Below are 16,676 nucleotides of genomic sequence, written 5' to 3'. Positions count from 1 at the left end.
CCCGATGTCGGGGCTTTTTTGTATCTTGCTCTCGACTAAATACATAACTAATCGTGAGATAGCTTGGCTTGCTGTCGTATAAAGGCAATAGAAGGCGCAAAAAATGCCGCCCCAGTCTCGGCGCTAGTAAAGTCCAACCAACGGTCATAATCACCTTCGCCATTACCATAAATTTGGCTATGCAACATATCTTTAAATGGTCTGGCACTTGCACTGCAACTTACAAAAAACAATCCTTGTGACGCCATATCACCATACGGCATGCCTTGTTTTATCAGACGTGGCTCATCGCTATCAGGCGTTGCGCTACTTGCTCGCACGTTGTGTGATGAAGCAGATTGTTCGCTACTTACCAAATTATGTTCTTGAGTAGTCCCCATCACTTGTTCTTGCTGGCGACTTGATAAGCTTGCCCAACGCCGCAAATCATGACGATAGCGCTGCACGTGTACGTAGCTACCACCCGCAAAGTCGGGATCGTCCTCGCCGATCACCGCAATTTGTCTTCGCTTCATTCCCCGCGGATTGTCTGAAGCATAAAGAAAACCATTTAGATCTCTTCCATCAAGGTAGCGAAAGCCGCGAATTTGCTCAACCAGCTCAACGTGAATACGCAGTAAGTCCATTACCTCAATACCAACGGCATGGCAAATGTCCAATCTATCAGCACGAATTTGAATAAAGATATCGCAGGGCATAGTGGGCGCACTTCTATCCTCGCACTGCATATCAGGAAACGGCGTTAGCTCTACGGGGATAAGTCCAGGATACACTTCAGTCCAATAACTAGTGCCAATGGCAACAACGCCTGTCACCATGGCTTCATAATGCTCGTTTTCAAAGTGCTCGAAAATATCTAACACACGAGACAGTTTGGCTCTTACTGCTTCACTGTCATCATCAATAACATTCAGCATTAAATACTGTGCGTGTAGGTTAGGTTCCGCGCAAATGCCTTTTTGTGGTTGTGTCATTGCCGCTCTTATTTTTATTAAAGTGTGTATACCCAGCTTATATAGGGCATTACTGCTCACTTACGCCCTATTTTAAGACAAACACCAGCCACTAAACGGTACACCCCTTTACCGCGTGTGCTGCAATGCCTTTTATTTAACTAGTGTGCTTAATAGCCCGCTGCTTGTCCATCTTTTCGACTCTCAGACGCCCCAAAATAAACACCTTTTTGCTTGTCCCACGCAATGGCTTGGTAGCCGCCAAATGCGCCTACTACACGTTGTAATTTATGCCCGCGTTCCATTAACTCTCGCTGGACGGTTTCACTGAACCCCGATTCTAGACTTACGTATCCGCCATCCATCATTAGCGCTCCCGTCGGGCTACTTGAGCCGCTGTGTAAAATACGCGGGGCATCGCCAGCTTCTTGTAAGTTCATGCCAAAGTCGAGAATATTCACAATGATTTGTGCATGCATTTGCGGTTGTGTACCACCGCCCATCACACCAAAGCTCATCACAGGTTCGCCGTTACGGGTAACGAAAGCAGGAATAATGGTATGGAAAGGCCTTTTACCGGGGCGATACTCGTTAAAATGCCCCTCTTCTAGCGTGAACATTTCACCTCGATTTTGAAGAATAAAACCCAGTCCCGGCGGCGTCATTCCAGACCCCATACCGCGATAGTTACTTTGAATAAGTGACACCATATTGCCATCTTTGTCGGCAACGGTTAGGTAGATGGTATCCCCTTCATAAATACCTGCATCCACACGCATGGCTGCTTTTTCATTATCGATAAGTTTTTGCCTTTCTTTGGCATAGTCTTTTGAAATAAGCCAATCTACGGGAATGTCATTAAATGCAGGGTCTGCGTAAAACTTTGCTCTGTCTTCAAACGCTAATTTTTTCGCTTCTACAAAGGTGTGGATATAGTCAGCAGAGTTAAATCCCATGCCTTCAATATCGTAGCGCTCGAGTACATTCAAAATTTGAAGTGCAGCGATACCCTGACCGTTTGGCGGTAGCTCCCAAACGTCGTACCCTCTGTAATTAGCCGATACAGGTTCTACCCAGTCAGAAGTATGCGATGCTAAATCTTGGGATGACAAAAAGCCGCCCTGAGCTTTCATGTACGCATCAATAGTGCGAGCGATATCGCCTTTATAGAACGCATCTCTGCCTCCAGTGGCAATTTTTTCATAGGTAACCGCAAGGCCAGGGTTTTTGAATATGTCGCCTTTTTTCGGTAGCTTTCCATCTATTAAGAAGGTCTCAGCAAAGCCATCGTAATGGCCTATTCGCGCGTGATTCATTTCCCAGTAATAGGCAATAAGCTCAGACACAGGAAAGCCTTCCCGCGCATACTTGATGGCAGGGGTCAGCAACGTGGACATTGGCAACTTGCCGAATTTCTCGTGCAACTTAAACCACCCATCAACGGCGCCTGGAACAGATACGGGTAAGGGTCCAAATTTAGGAATGGTGTTGTGGCCGCGCTCTGCAAATACCTCTTTAGTTAACTGCCTAGGAGAGCGCCCAGAAGCGTTTAAACCCACTAATTCTTGCGCTTTGGCATCCCAAACAATAGCAAATAAGTCTCCACCTACTCCGCAGCCCGTTGGTTCGACAAGACCTAGCATGGCGTTTGCGGCTATGGCAGCGTCAACGGCACTACCGCCTTGTTTTAAAATATCTAACGCCACCTGCGTGGCTAAAGGTTGACTGGTAGCGGCCATGCCATTTTGTGCAATAACTTCAGAACGACTGGCAAAGGGTTCGCCTGTTATTCGATCGTATGCATGGTTAGATACACTGACAAATACGAGTAATGCCGCGACTAAGCGAACCTTTAAAGCCATAGTTTCCCCTTAACAGCAACAGCACCTTTTTCTTATACGTAAACACTAGGTGAGCGTTTATAGCAAAAGGCACCCTTATTATTGTTTTTCTACACCTAACTCGATGAATGAAAAGCTCTGCTTTTTCTTCATCATACCCACCCTAGTGTAGCGTTATTGTCACAATACGGCTAATACCAATACTAAAACGAAAAAAGCCCCGCAGATGCGGAGCTTAAGTGAAGTAATGTAGGCATTATTATTGTTGTTGTCGTGTTGCCTAATCGTAACTTACTTACGAACGGCTGCTTGTAAAGTCTGGGTATGCTTCCAAACCACACTCGCTCATATCTACACCGTCGAATTCTTCTTCTTCGCTTACACGGATACCCATAACCGCTTTCAGCACTAGCCATACCACTAGACTTACTACGAATACCCAAACAAAGATTGTCGCTGCACCAATAAGCTGACCTGTGATGCTTGAACCGTCATTAGTGAAAGGTACAAGGATAAGACCAAGCAGACCTACTACACCGTGAACAGAGATTGCACCTACTGGATCATCAATCTTAAGCTTATCAAGACCAACAATGCTTAGTACTACAAGGATACCACCAAGACCACCGAATAGTGTTGCCTCTAGTGGCGTCGGTGTAGAAGGCTCTGCAGTAATTGCTACAAGACCCGCCAACGCACCGTTAAGCACCATAGTAAGGTCTGCTTTTCCGAATAAGATACGCGCTACAATTAACGCTGCAATTGAACCACCCGCAGCAGCTGCGTTAGTGTTCATAAATACAATGGCTACTGAGTTTGCACTTTCAACAGTCGCTGTAGCAAGTACAGAACCACCGTTAAAACCAAACCAACCCATCCAAAGAATAAATGTACCTAGAGTAGCTAGCGGAAGGTTAGCACCTGGGATAGCATTTACTTTGCCATCTGCAGTGTATTTACCTTTACGTGCACCAAGTACAAGCACACCTGCTAATGCTGCCGCAGCACCTGCCATGTGAACAATACCTGAACCTGCAAAGTCAGAGAAACCTAGGTCGCCAAGTGTATACATACCAAATACGGCTTCGCCGCCCCATGTCCAAGCGCCTTCCATTGGGTAGATGAAACCTGTCATGACTACCGCAAACGCTAGGAATGCCCAAAGCTTCATACGCTCAGCAACTGCGCCCGATACAATAGACATTGCCGTTGCAACAAATACTACTTGGAAGAAAAAGTCGGCAGAAGGTGCATAGGTTGCTGGGTCTTCAGCAACACCCGTTGCGCCGTCACCCATGATGCCGCTTAGGAAAGGACCCCAGTCGCCGCCACCGTACATGATGCCGTAGCCACAAACCATGTACATGGTGCAAGCGATAGCAAATAGTGCAACGTTTTTAGTTAGAATTTCAGTGGTGTTTTTCGCTCGAACCAAACCTGCTTCAAGCATAGCAAAGCCCGCAGCCATCCACATGACTAGCGCACCGCAAATTAGAAAGTAAAAGGTATCTAGCGCATACCCAAGTTCAAAAGTGATTTCCATTATTGTGTTCTCCGCAAATTCTTCGTTGTGGCTTACAGCGCGTCGCTATCCGACTCACCAGTTCGAATACGAACGGCGTGTTCAAGGTCGTAAACAAATACCTTGCCGTCACCAATTTTGCCTGTTTTGGCTGCGCCAACAATGGCTTCAACCAGGCGCTCTACTTGGTCGTCCTGAACTGCAATTTCCAGTTTGACTTTAGGTAGAAAATCCACCTGATACTCCGCTCCGCGGTATAGTTCTGTGTGTCCCTTTTGACGTCCAAAGCCTTTCACTTCAGTCACGGTTAAACCGTCGATACCGATTTCTGAAATGGCTTCACGAACATCATCTAGCTTGAACGGCTTGATGATAGCTGTGACTAGTTTCATGAGATGCTCCCAGTTTATTTTGGTTATTTGTGCTATTCGCGTGTTTCTTGTTGTTGCTAAGCTAAACCAAGAGCCATGCCATAAATAATTATTCATATAAATCATATAGATAATCATACTCATGCGTTCTATCAGAAAAAACATTGCACCATATCTGTGCACACAAGCGTATTTGCCCAACGATGATGCGCGAAGTAAGAGAAGTGGGATAAGCGTACTAATAAGTAAGACGAGTGTAGGCGGGAACTATTTGTTTGCCGCTGATGTCAGTTATGTACTATGACGACGATCACTGATATTTTTTTTGCGCCAGAGCGCGATATGGAAGTCCGCAACACGGCTAAAAAAGCAACGTGGAAGTCGCTTTTTGTGTCATCGTGTGTGCATGTTTTAGGGTTTGCTTTAGTCATCGTGCTGTCGCAATACTCACTTGAAAAAAGGCGCGAGCAGGTCAGTAAAGAGGTAAACGCTCAGCCGATAAATGCGGTGCTGTATATCCCAAGAAAAACAGCACCGCCTTTAGACACTAAGGTACAAGAAAAAGAAGCGTCATCGATGCCAAAACCGTTAAAAGTTGATGATACAGACGTGCCAGTTCCGGAAATAAAAGAGCCCACACAATCAAACCTTATTGAAGAAAAACAAGAACCTGTAACAAAACCCAAAACAAATACAGAACCACAAACTAATGCGCCTACAACAAGTTTGCCTGAGACATCATCGTCAAATGCTAATCAACGCGCAGGACAGTTCAACTTTTCAGCCAAAGAGGCAGCTTCACAATATTTTGATGCCTACAATAATGATCAACTTGCTCAAGAAGCTGTCGATGCTGCCCGAGAGTATCAGCACAATAAAACGCACCCTACGATTGTTGATCCCAGAAAGGATAATGACGAGCAGGCTATGCCGCCGCGTCCTGTAAAACGGGTAGATTGTACCAGCAGCGCGGCTAAAACGTTGGCTGTACTTAGCGGTATAACTGGCGGTACGCTTCAATGCACCAATTTGGGTGATCCTAATAGGTTTATTGACGCTCGGATTAAAAAACGTCCCAATGAGGGGCGTTAATCATTTACTCCAATTGCCCCAGAACAATTACGCCGTCTTGTTCAAACATGTTGAGTGACGTTTTCTTTGAATATGCTTCAAGCCACTTTGAATAAAGGGCTCTGTATTCGTCAGATTGTTTAAAGTTATCCGCGGCAAACTTAAGTTTGTTAACCAACGCTTGATTAGTGCCTTTTTTCGACATCGCTAAATACGTTGTTGCTTTTTGATAAGTAAATAACTTTTTGAAACCTTCACAGGCACCATTGAGCCCATCGCAAATAATGTTTGCGCCACCGTCAGATAAAAACAGATAGTCCGCGCCACCATTGGTGAGTTGCATTACCACCTTGTCCCAGGAATCCTCTGTCACATCTATGTGACCAGCCGCTTTTACAAGCTCTTGACGAAAGTCTCCCTTTAACACAGCAATGCGACTGCCTTTAGGCAAGTCTTCTAAAGAAGTCGCATCTCCTTGATAATCTGCCCGTACAAACATGGAATAGGCATTTTCTGTGATAGGGGTAATCCAATAAAACGCTTCTTCGCGCTCAGGCGTTCTCGCTAAAGAAAAAACGAGAACATCGGGTTTCATCGAACTTTCTACAAAAATTCTCTGCCAAGGCGCCGTTAAGATCTCAGTCGGCAAGTTGGCTTGCTGCAATATATTTTGCACCAATTCAATAGCGTAACCTTTTAATTTACCGCGCGGCCCTCTCTCGCTAAACAAAGGTTCTAAGTTCGTTATAACCCAGAGGTGCGAAACATTACTTTCATCTTTTTCAATTCTACCTAACGCAATCACACCTTCAATTTCATTAGCGTCTGCGGATATTGTTGTCAGTTTTGGCAGCCAACGTTGAACGAGTTCATCGAAAGCTGGTGTTTGAGCAAAAACGCGTGCCGTTTTGGTCAGTCTATCTGCCATTGCCTTATTCGCTTTTGTCTTTGGCATTGCAATATAGCTGTATTGAATATCATGGGTGTGCTGCCTTGATAGTGATGTGCAGTCAAGGCCGTTCTGCTTACAAATGACATCCATGCCAAATTCAGAGAAAAACACGGCATCAACATGCCCTGTCAGTACTGCATCAATGGCTTGTGTCCAAGTGTCGTATTCGACCATCTCAAATTGTGCATATTCGCGCCCCAACTGGGCTCGATAATCACCACGCATAACAGAAACAAGAAGGGTTTTATTTTGACTGGCCAACGCAGTTAAATTGATAGGTTTTGCGCCGTAAATACCGATAACATTTGCCGTAAGAGGGGCCAGCCAGTAGAACTTATTTTCTCGCTCGGCGGTACGCCCTATCCCCGTTGCGACGACACGCTCTCCTAGTTTCATTCGCTCAATCAAACGAGCGAAGGGCAATGGCGTTACTTCAGCATCAATGCCTGCGGCAGTGAGAATAGCGCGCGCGTAGTCGACAGAATACCCTTCAACCGTACCGTCTTCTTGGAACTCGCTAAAAACAGGTGTGTTGCCTGAAAGAACAACAAGGGACTCTTCAGCGTTAGTATTAGCCATAGACAGATTCACTAACAACAAGCTACTTAACACTAACCAACGAACCACCAATACAATCTCTCCTTGAATAAACTGGTGCCATAGTAGACTAAATAGTAAACGAAAAACAAACGGTATAGAGAAGTTATGAGCGCTTATAATAACCTGGCGGCTGGCCAAAGTAGGCTTTGAAGCGACGCGTAAACGACGTAACATCGTCATACCCCACGCTCAGTGCCACCGTTAATATAGGGGTATCAGTATTGCTTAATAAGGCTTTCGCTTTTTCCATCTTCGTTTTTACTAAGTAATTGCGTAAGCTCAATCCCGTTGTTTGCTTGAAGCGCACCTTAAATTGCGTTTCTCCCATACACGCGATGTCGGCTAAGGTTTTTAAGTCGTGTTTATGTGTGAGATCTTGATGGATGTGGCTTAATACAGGAACTATGCGCTTATCCGTATTTGCGCCTTTTTGAGATGTGCTAAGCAAAGCATAAAATAGAGCAATGACTTCGTGCCTTGCATCGTCTGTAAAATGGTTGAGCTGAATATCGACAAAGTTCAAAAACGCTTGAAACGGCGCATTAACTTGAAAAATAGGCTGCAGATTGTCCTTAAAACCGTCAGGCACGCGATGTAAATCTGCAACAACAAATTTGCACAGCTCATTGGCTCGAAAAGTATGTACTTCGTTAGGCGCGATGCATACTCCTTCACCTACCCCGACTTTCCCATCAAAATTATCTAAGCCAATCTCGATGTGACCATTTATTGGTAACACCAACTGATAATATTCATGAGAATGACTATGCATGGTTTTGGTGTACGAGCGAATAGACAATGATGGAATGGTGTGTTCAGGCATGGCAAGGTTACGCGCTATTGCAAACAATGTAGATGTTGTGCAGTTTCGCAATAAGACATAGCCAGTGCAAATATCAAATGTCTGTTGCCAACGACGAGCGGCAAAGCGTATGCTTTAGACATAATAAAGACACAAGGAAAACTACCGTGGCCGCAGCCAATTTACTCGCGCTATTAGATGATATTGCTACGTTAATGGACGACATTGCCACTATGTCGAAAGTTGCCGCACAGAAAACTGCTGGTGTATTAGGTGATGATCTCGCCGTTAATGCTGATCAAGTACAAGGCGTGAAAGCAGATAGAGAACTTCCCGTAGTATGGGCAGTTGCCAAAGGCTCGTTACTGAATAAAGCGATACTCGTGCCTGCCGCACTTGCCATCAGCACTTTCGTTCCCTCATTGATCACCGTCTTATTAGTCCTGGGTGGCCTTTATTTGTGCTTTGAAGGCGCTGAAAAATTGCTGCATAAATATCTCCCTCACGAAGAAGAAGTCAAACACCGCGAAGCAAGAATTGAGGCGCTCACCCATGAAGATGTTGACATGGTAGCGTTTGAAAAAGAAAAAATAAAAGGCGCCATACGTACAGATTTCATCTTGTCAGCAGAAATTATTGTTATCGCCCTTGGTACGGTCAGCGATGCCAGTTTAACGACCCAAATTGGGGTACTTATTGCGTTAAGTTTAGCGATTACGCTTGGCGTTTACGGATTGGTTGCAGGGCTGGTTAAGATGGATGATGTGGGCCTATATATGTTGCGCAAATCACTCACAGGAAAAATGAATGGTGTGCAACGTTTTATTGGACGGGCATTACTTGTAACTGCACCAGCACTTATGAAGACCCTCGCAGTTGTCGGTACCGTCGCTATGTTTTTAGTTGGTGGAGGCATACTGACCCATAGTATTGGCTTTTTGCACTATATAACTGACTGGTTTGTCGGCCTTGCGCCCTCTATGTCGTTAGTTATGTCTATTGCAGCTGACGGCATAACGGGCATAGTCGCAGGTACGATCATCACCCTTTTTGTTGCTCTTGCAAGTAAAGTGAAACGCTAGCAGTTAAGCTAAGCAACTGGCCTAAGTTGCTATGATGGCGTTGTAATCGCGACGCCATTCCCCCTAATTATCCATGTAATCTCCCCTGTATATCCTATCAATACACCTACCTACTTTAAGGTCAAATACTCATACTTTCTTTCCACTTAGCCGTTTTGACCAACTCTTTTTCAAAATAACTAAATTTTAGTCTTTAGCCTTTCGTCTAACTATCACATAAATTTTCATTTAAAAAATAAAACCATATTTATCAGTCAGTTAATTGAATTTTAAAAATTGGCACATCCCTCGCAATAAACTAATTGTTAATTGATAACGACTTAATATCGAAACCTTTGCAATACGATAGCTGCCACGCAGTATGTTTCAGTGCAGTGTCTAACTTTTTATTTTGGAGATTATTATGTTTACCGCTCGCAAACTTTTCACTGCATTGACTTTAGCCACTAGCGTAATGAGTGCAGCTGCTTTTGCTCACGAAGATAACTTAACAAGCTACACCGACTACATGGTAGAAAGTGCAGTTATGGATGTTAAGCAAAATATGGAACTAGGTGTGACCTATGACGTGCTTACTGCAAGTCACAAATTTGAGCCAGAGGTAAGTGAAGAAAATACCTTAGTGGCTGAGATTACCATTACACCAATTGAGCCTATTAGCGTAAACGACAACGACGCATAAGGAATTTGCCATGTTAACCGCCAGTACATTATTTATGTTGGTACTTGGCCCCTTTATCGCCTTTATGGTTAGCGCCCTTTTGTTTTCGACAGCACGACTGTTTTTGCAAAAAGGGCACTGAAAACGCCTTAAACGGATATCGATGAAAAAGATGCCAGACCGATAACGATTTGTTCCCTTTGCCTTCCCTGGGCCTGTGCTCCAGAGGGAGATAGAAAGCACCGAGTAATCCACTAAAGCCAAGTGATTGTGTTTTCTATCTTCTTACTGGGGCTTTTTTTTATCCGAAGATCCGTTCCCACCAACTTTTTTCTTTCTTAGTATCCTTATCTTTAACCGGACGGCCAGAACAGTCTTGTTGCGGTGGCGGTAATACATCTAATATCGCAGGCACACTTAAGCTACCCGCACAGCCAGCCACGACTACCGCGCCACTGCGCGCATCAAAGTGAGCAATACCAAGTCCTTCTGGGAATCTGCGGGAAAGCGACTTGGGAGATTGAGAGCGCATATAATTGATAAATACCGGTAATGCTCCACCAGCCCCCGTAAGATTCACAGGCTGGTTATCGTCGTTACCTACCCAAACCGTGACAACATTATTTCTATCGAAACCACTAAACCAACTATCGCGATAGTCGTCCGTAGTCCCCGTTTTGCCAGCCATGTTGATGTTGCCAAAGTTAGCGCCTACACGCTTTGCGGTGCCGTCAGTTGTGACTTTGTACAACGCATAGTTCAGAAGATACGTTGCGGCTTCATCGGTGCGCTGCGAATAATACTCGGCTTTCTTCCACAACAGCGCATTTTCTGCTGTCACTACCGATGTCACGGTATGCAACGGGATGTAACGACCATCATTAGACAATGTTTGATACATTTGGTTAGTGGCAAACGGTGTAAGTTCAAATGCGCCAAGGGTTAACGAAGGAACTCGCTCTGATGGCGCGGTGACTCCTAAGCGCTCGATGGTATCTGCAATGGCATCAAGCCCTACTTGCATACCCAAATTCACCGTTGGAATGTTCAGCGACTCAGTTAGCCCTTGAAGTAATGGCACTTGCCCTCTAAACGTTTTGTCGTAATTTTGTGGCGACCATTGTTGGCCATTTTTGCTTTCAAGGGTAATAGGCTCATCAGCGAGGGGCGTTGCCAGATTAAATTGCGTCGGATCTTCCAGTGCAGTCAAGTAAACGGCTGGCTTAATTAATGAACCAATAGGTCGCTTTGCCTCAAGGGCGCGGTTGAAGCCTTTAAATTCAAAGTCTTTTCCGCCAACGATAGCGCGAACTTCACCACTGGCGCTATCGGTCACCACCATAGCCCCTTGTAACTCAACTTTTCTGTCTTTTTGCAAGCCATTGAGTGTTCCGGCCAGCGACTTCTCTGCACGACGCTGAGCAACAATGTCCAAGGTCGTAAACACTTTCACACCTGAATCTCGCAAACTAGGCTCAGCCAGAATGTCGTTGAGTTCACGGCGCACCTGCTCCATAAATGCTGGATGTTTTCCGCTTGCTAAGCTTGCGCCACTTGCCAATCCAAGCGGCATATTAATGTACTGCTCGTACTGCTGCCGATTTATTTCATTTTCATCAAATAGCATTCTCAATACTAGGTCACGACGCTCTTTGGCGCGCTCAGCGTACTTACGTGGATTGTAATAAGAAGGCCCTTTGATAATCGCAACCAAAGTTGCAATTTCTGGCACACTGAGCTCGTTAGCTGGACGGTCAAAGTAGAAGTAACTCGCCAACCCGAATCCATGTACAGCCATGTCGCCATTTTGCCCTAAAAAAACTTCGTTGAGGTAGGCTTCGATAATTTCTGACTTACTGTAACGTGCATCTATGATCACCGCCATTAACGCTTCTTTGGCCTTTCGCACAATTGAGCGCTCCCGCGTTAAGAACATATTCTTCACTAGCTGCTGGGTGAGTGTACTGCCGCCTTGTACCGTGCGCCCCGCAGCAATGTTTGCCATTAATGCTCGCAAAATAGAAAGCGGCGCAACGCCATGGTGATTATAGAAATTTCTATCTTCCACAAGCGTAAGGGCTTTCGGTAGCATGTCTGGGATAGTGTCGAGGGTAACCAGCATTCTATCTTCGTGCGAGCCACTGGTCATACGCGTGACTAGCCAAGGCTCAAGCCTTACTGTTCCAAAAGGCCTGTCTTGTGATTTATCATAAATTTCCCCAATACGCGCCCCACTCCATGTAACGACTAGATGACGTAACGGCTCTGCGCCGTCGGGAAATTGAAACGCTCGGCGCTGCACATTAAGCACCTTATTTTGATAACTGTACTCACCGCTGCTATTGGCAAATGCAACCTTGCGATAGCCAAGCAACTCAAGCTCATCGATAACTTCTTGAGGTGTAATTTCTTCGCCTTTACTTATCGCTAATGGACGAGCAAATATTTGGGCAGGAACCTCCCATTTATTACCCGAAAATGAATGCTTGATTTGGGCATCTAGATAAAACGCGTAAGCGCCCACTACAACCAAAACCACAAGGCATAAACGCCAAAACAGCGTAAATAACCAGCGACGCTTGGGCGAACGCTTCGTTTCTTTTTCCGTTGAAGATTTTTTAGCTGATGAAGTACGAGTAGATTGTTTTTTTGCCACAAGAAAACGCCATGAAGAGATTGTGAATGCTATCGCTATACTTGCGAATTAAGCGCGAAGAAGAATGTCTGTATAACATTACCATTGTGACCCACCAGCAACAACTTTTTGCTATGAGCCTTTCAATAAAACGAAACAACCAATGTATACGCGTCATCGCTTTTAAAAGCACAAGTGAATTTTACTCGCGTTTAACAGTCACAATGCGATAGCATGCTATAACGCAACACAGGAATGGTACTATGCGCTCAATTTTTCAGTCTTCTTTTTCTTCTCGACTTTTGCATTCTCGTCGCAAGCTGCGCACATCGATTGCACTGTTAGTCAGCTGCATGTCGCTTAACACTGCGTTGGCCAATGAACAGTTTTCCACATGTACAGCTGCACTTGCAGACAAAGCGGCAAAAGACGGGGTTAGCCAAACGACTATCGACGCAATCTTTCCCCACCTTGTCCATCAAGATCGTGTTATTGAGCTGGATCGCAGTCAGCCCGAATTTGTACAAACATTTCCAGGCTACTTCAGTAAGCGAGTGACCGATTGGCGTACCAACAAAGGTAAAGAGATGTATGCCAAGCACAAAGCGTTACTGCATAAGCTAAGCGATAAGTACGGCGTGCCGCCTCACTATTTACTTGCGTTTTGGGGTCTAGAAACTAACTTTGGCAGCTATAAAGGCAAAATGCCTGTTCTTGATTCTCTAGCCACCCTTGCCTGTGACAAACGCCGAAGCACCTATTTTACACAAGAGTTTCTCGTTGCCGTTAAGCTTTTTGAACGTGAGCAGCTCACTAGAGAGGAGATGGTCGGCTCGTGGGCGGGTGCGATGGGTCATACGCAGTTTATGCCTTCTGCTTACACTAACTATGCCATTGATGGCGACGGTGACGGACAAATTAACTTGTGGGCAAGTGAAGAAGACGCGCTGTCCTCAGCAGCAAACTTTTTGTCAAATTTAGGTTGGGAAGCCGGTTACAGATGGGGACGCGAAGTTAGACTCCCCAAAGACTTTGACTATCAGCAATCTGGCTACAAGAATCGCAGACCACTTTCTGACTGGCACTCGCAAGGCATACAAAAGGCAGATGGCAGTGAGTTGGGAGAAGGCGATACCAACGCCTATGTGATTGTTCCTGCGGGCCACGAGGGACCCGCGTTTATTGCATATAAGAACTTTCGCGTGATCATGCGTTGGAATAATTCTGAATTCTACGCCATTGCCGTTGGTGTGCTTGCCGATAGAATAGCTGGCGCGTCAGGTATTAAAGCTGACCTACCAGATTTGCCTGCTTACAGCCGTAAAGACATTATCGCGCTACAGAGTAAACTCAATGCGCTAGGCTTTGATGTTGGTAAGCCCGACGGTATTATCGGCCCCGCCACCCGTGAAGGCATTCGCAATTATCAAATTGCCAACAACATGATTGCTGACGGCTTCCCAGGTCTCAACGTCATGGCCGCGCTTGATGTTACGCTTGAACGCGACAAAGCAAAGAACAATGAAAAAGCCTCATAAAAAGGACCGATAAAACGAAACTCTACATATGTTTTTTAGTTTTGTTGGTTGGCACAGCATTGGCCGGATCGTCCGGCCAGAAATGCTTGGGGTAGCGCCCCTTCATCTCTTTTTGAATCTCTTTGTAGCTTCCTTGCCAGAATAGTCCTAAATCGCTGGTTGTCTGAAGTGGTCTTCCTGCAGGTGATAATAGCTCACAGATAACGGTAACTCGGCCATCCGCCAACATGATGGGTGCGGTTTGTGAATACATCTCCGGCATTTTAACAGACAAGACCACATCACCACTTTTATGATAGCAAAGCGGCGCACTGCGCCCCGTTGGAATAGTGACAGTTGTCGGCAGCTGTTTCGCTAATGCGTTTTGCTGCGGCCATGACAATCCGTTATTTAGCGTTGCTTTCCATGGCAGCTTTTCCAATGCCTTAATTGAATGACACTGTGCTAGCGCGTCTTGTAAAACATCTTTAGCATTGTGAACCAACGCCCCTAAATAACGCGGCCATGCTGTATTACCATCGTACGCATCGCTCTGGGGCAGATTTAGCTCGCCAGCGAGTGCTACTCGATGCCACCATTGCCAATCTTCTTCTTTTAACGGCCAGTCCTCTATTGCAAGCTTTTCGAGATAATCAATCCACGCATCGACCAACGCATCACGCCAAAAAGCGCTATTTTCCGCTTTCTCTTGACCCGATACGGGTAAGCTATTGAGAGTAATTTCATAAAATCCTTGTGTGACTCGCGCTTCCATTTGCCCCGTTTCAGCATTCAGTCGAACACTGCGCTTTTCACTAAATGCGTCTTCAAATGCCACTCTCAACCACGCCTCTGGCACCGCTTGCGCTAAGCGAATTGCAACCATACTGCCAAGCAATTGACCTTCCAACACAGCAACCCACTGTGCATTATTAACGCCGTTTCGCGTTTTATCGTTTAACACGCCTTTGGTGTTTTGCAATCGTGCACCTTTGCCACTGGCCAGTTTGTACTCTAGCACATTGGTTGAGCCAGCCCGTCCGTCGTTGGCGCTTCGCAAGTAGCCTACTTGCAGCGGAAATGCGATAGCGATACACAGTCCAAGCGCGTCTGAATCTATCGCCTCAATGTTTAATTGTGACGCTTCAATACCAACGTATTTTGCATAGCGCTTAGCTTGATTTAGTAGCTGACTGCGTGTATTTGAACTTGCTGAAAGTAATGCGTCGTGTAAATCGCTGTTTTGAGCTAGTCCCGCAGTATTTTCACTTAACGCGACCACAAATGGCGCGGCGTGTTTCAACAAGACATTGGTTGGTGTATCCAGTCCTTCAATACCGTGGTAACAAGTCAGCAGTAAATGCGCCAAATGAGGTTGGCACGGCAGTTGCGCAAGCCTTCTTCCGTACTGCGTTATAAGATTATTGTGCTCTAATGCTTTTATGCGAGTGAGTTTTGCTTGTGCGCCATTGATTTGTGCAAGTGAAGGCGTAGTGAGAAGTGCCAATGTATCAGGCGTACTTCCCCATGCATAAGTATCAAGTAAAAAGCTACTGATATCCTCTTTTTCGATTTGCGCTGCACTAAACTTGGCTAAACGCTCGAAACTATCTTTGCTGCATAACCTATAACAGATTCCCTCACTTACGCGCCCCGCCCGCCCCATTCGCTGAATAGCAGATGCTTGCGATATGCGTTGCCAAGCGAGTTCTGTGATGTCGCTTGCAACATGATATTGCGCGCTGTTTTCCCACAAACTGTCTATAACAACACGTACCCCTTCAATTGTTAAGCTGGTTTCGGCAATATTGGTCGACAAAATGATTTTACGTCGTTTTTGTATATCAGGCGCAATCGCTGCATGCTGCGCCTCTTTACTTAGCGCACCATAAAGGCAATGCAGTGCGATATCTCTTTGTTCGATAAACGCAGATAAATTTCTTGCCACGGCATTGATACTTGCTCGCCCGGGTAAAAATACAAGAATATCACCGTCGTGGGCCTCTACCGCGTGTTTCACGGCGTCTGTAACGCGCGGTACAACATCACTTGCTAGACTATCTTTGGTATAGCGAACATCTACGGGAAAAGTACGTCCTTGTGTAAAAAGTGTCTCTACTTCACAGTCGCTGTGTGTTTTCAGTAGATTGCTTAACGGGTCGACATCAAGTGTTGCCGACATGATTACCAGGCGTAAGTCATCGCGTAGTCCAGCTTGCACCTCCAATGCCAGCGCGAGCCCAAAATCACTGTGAATACTGCGCTCGTGAAACTCATCGAAAACAATAATGGCTGTGCCCTCTAATTCGGGGTCTTGCTGGATCATGCGAGAAAGAATGCCTTCGGTAATGATCTCAAGTTTTGTATCACGAGATACCTTTGTTTCCCCTTTAATGCGATAACCGACTGTTTTGCCTACAGGCTCACCTAACAGCTTCGCCAAGTAATCTGCTAAATTTCTTACTACAACTCGGCGAGGTTGCATAAGCAGTACTTTTCCCTCAGTGCACGCTTGTAATAGCGCTAAAGGCAGAACGGTAGATTTACCTGCTCCGGGCGGTGCTCCAATAATGACATTACGCGCTGAAATAGCCTGTATAAGTGGTGTAACTAATTCGTAAGCGGGCAAATGTGAAAGCGGCTGTAACATAAAGAAAATAAAGGTGATA

General features: G+C 45.5%; 12 protein-coding genes. 4 read left to right on the top strand and 8 right to left on the bottom strand.

Annotated elements, in window-relative coordinates; all coding sequences use genetic code 11:
• Window positions 1-47: 47 nt before the first annotated feature.
• From LHL20_RS15470 to glnK, 4 genes are all read right to left on the bottom strand, one after another.
• Window positions 48-974, bottom strand: a complete 927-nt coding sequence (locus tag LHL20_RS15470) for a Dyp-type peroxidase (RefSeq protein ID WP_226433938.1) — start codon at window positions 972-974, stop codon at window positions 48-50.
• A gap of 149 nt (window positions 975-1,123) precedes the next feature.
• Window positions 1,124-2,815 (bottom strand): gamma-glutamyltransferase, encoded by a 1,692-nt coding sequence (gene ggt / locus LHL20_RS15465; RefSeq protein WP_226433937.1) that lies wholly within the window; start codon window positions 2,813-2,815, stop codon window positions 1,124-1,126.
• Between the two features lie 274 nt (window positions 2,816-3,089).
• Window positions 3,090-4,337 carry an ammonium transporter gene (locus LHL20_RS15460; RefSeq protein ID WP_226433936.1) on the bottom strand — a complete coding sequence of 416 codons (1,248 nt, stop codon included), beginning with the start codon at window positions 4,335-4,337 and terminating at the stop codon, window positions 3,090-3,092.
• Window positions 4,338-4,369: 32 nt separating this feature from the next.
• Complete coding sequence (gene glnK, locus LHL20_RS15455) at window positions 4,370-4,708, bottom strand: P-II family nitrogen regulator (protein WP_012516988.1); 339 nt, start codon at window positions 4,706-4,708, stop codon at window positions 4,370-4,372.
• 279 nt (window positions 4,709-4,987) lie between these two features.
• On the opposite strand from glnK, the gene LHL20_RS15450 reads away from it, so the two are divergent.
• Window positions 4,988-5,779, top strand: a complete 792-nt coding sequence (locus LHL20_RS15450; protein WP_226433935.1) for a hypothetical protein — start codon at window positions 4,988-4,990, stop codon at window positions 5,777-5,779.
• 4 nt (window positions 5,780-5,783) lie between these two features.
• On the opposite strand, the gene LHL20_RS15445 is transcribed toward LHL20_RS15450, so the two are convergent.
• Together LHL20_RS15445 and LHL20_RS15440 are read right to left on the bottom strand one after the other, a co-directional pair.
• A complete protein-coding gene (locus tag LHL20_RS15445; RefSeq protein ID WP_226433934.1) occupies window positions 5,784-7,337 on the bottom strand; it encodes a substrate-binding periplasmic protein in 1,554 nt (517 codons plus the stop codon).
• A gap of 76 nt (window positions 7,338-7,413) precedes the next feature.
• Window positions 7,414-8,133, bottom strand: coding sequence for a helix-turn-helix domain-containing protein (locus LHL20_RS15440; protein WP_226433933.1), 720 nt, complete (start codon window positions 8,131-8,133; stop codon window positions 7,414-7,416).
• A 146-nt stretch (window positions 8,134-8,279) separates the two neighbouring features.
• On the opposite strand from LHL20_RS15440, the gene LHL20_RS15435 reads away from it, so the two are divergent.
• Both LHL20_RS15435 and LHL20_RS15430 read left to right on the top strand, forming a co-directional pair.
• The gene (locus LHL20_RS15435) at window positions 8,280-9,194 is read left to right on the top strand and encodes a DUF808 domain-containing protein (RefSeq protein WP_226433932.1); all 915 of its coding nucleotides are present in this window, start codon (window positions 8,280-8,282) and stop codon (window positions 9,192-9,194) included.
• Window positions 9,195-9,597: 403 nt separating this feature from the next.
• Window positions 9,598-9,876 (top strand): hypothetical protein, encoded by a 279-nt coding sequence (locus LHL20_RS15430; protein WP_159627373.1) that lies wholly within the window; start codon window positions 9,598-9,600, stop codon window positions 9,874-9,876.
• A 280-nt stretch (window positions 9,877-10,156) separates the two neighbouring features.
• Here the strand turns inward: LHL20_RS15430 and mrcB are convergent, their stop codons facing one another.
• Window positions 10,157-12,415: a penicillin-binding protein 1B gene (gene mrcB / locus LHL20_RS15425; protein WP_264180958.1), complete on the bottom strand. Its 2,259-nt coding sequence runs from the start codon at window positions 12,413-12,415 to the stop codon at window positions 10,157-10,159.
• 338 nt (window positions 12,416-12,753) lie between these two features.
• Between mrcB and LHL20_RS15420 the strand changes: the two genes are divergently transcribed.
• Window positions 12,754-14,028: a lytic murein transglycosylase gene (locus LHL20_RS15420; protein ID WP_226433931.1), complete on the top strand. Its 1,275-nt coding sequence runs from the start codon at window positions 12,754-12,756 to the stop codon at window positions 14,026-14,028.
• Window positions 14,029-14,050: 22 nt separating this feature from the next.
• Here the strand turns inward: LHL20_RS15420 and hrpB are convergent, their stop codons facing one another.
• Window positions 14,051-16,657, bottom strand: coding sequence for an ATP-dependent helicase HrpB (hrpB, locus tag LHL20_RS15415; protein ID WP_226433930.1), 2,607 nt, complete (start codon window positions 16,655-16,657; stop codon window positions 14,051-14,053).
• Window positions 16,658-16,676 lie beyond the last annotated feature (19 nt).

It is taken from the genome of Alteromonas sp. McT4-15, from assembly GCF_020515205.1.
Lineage (GTDB): Bacteria > Pseudomonadota > Gammaproteobacteria > Enterobacterales > Alteromonadaceae > Alteromonas.
Note: the sequence above shows the minus strand (reverse complement) of the source record. Positions and strands in the feature narration are given on the sequence as shown.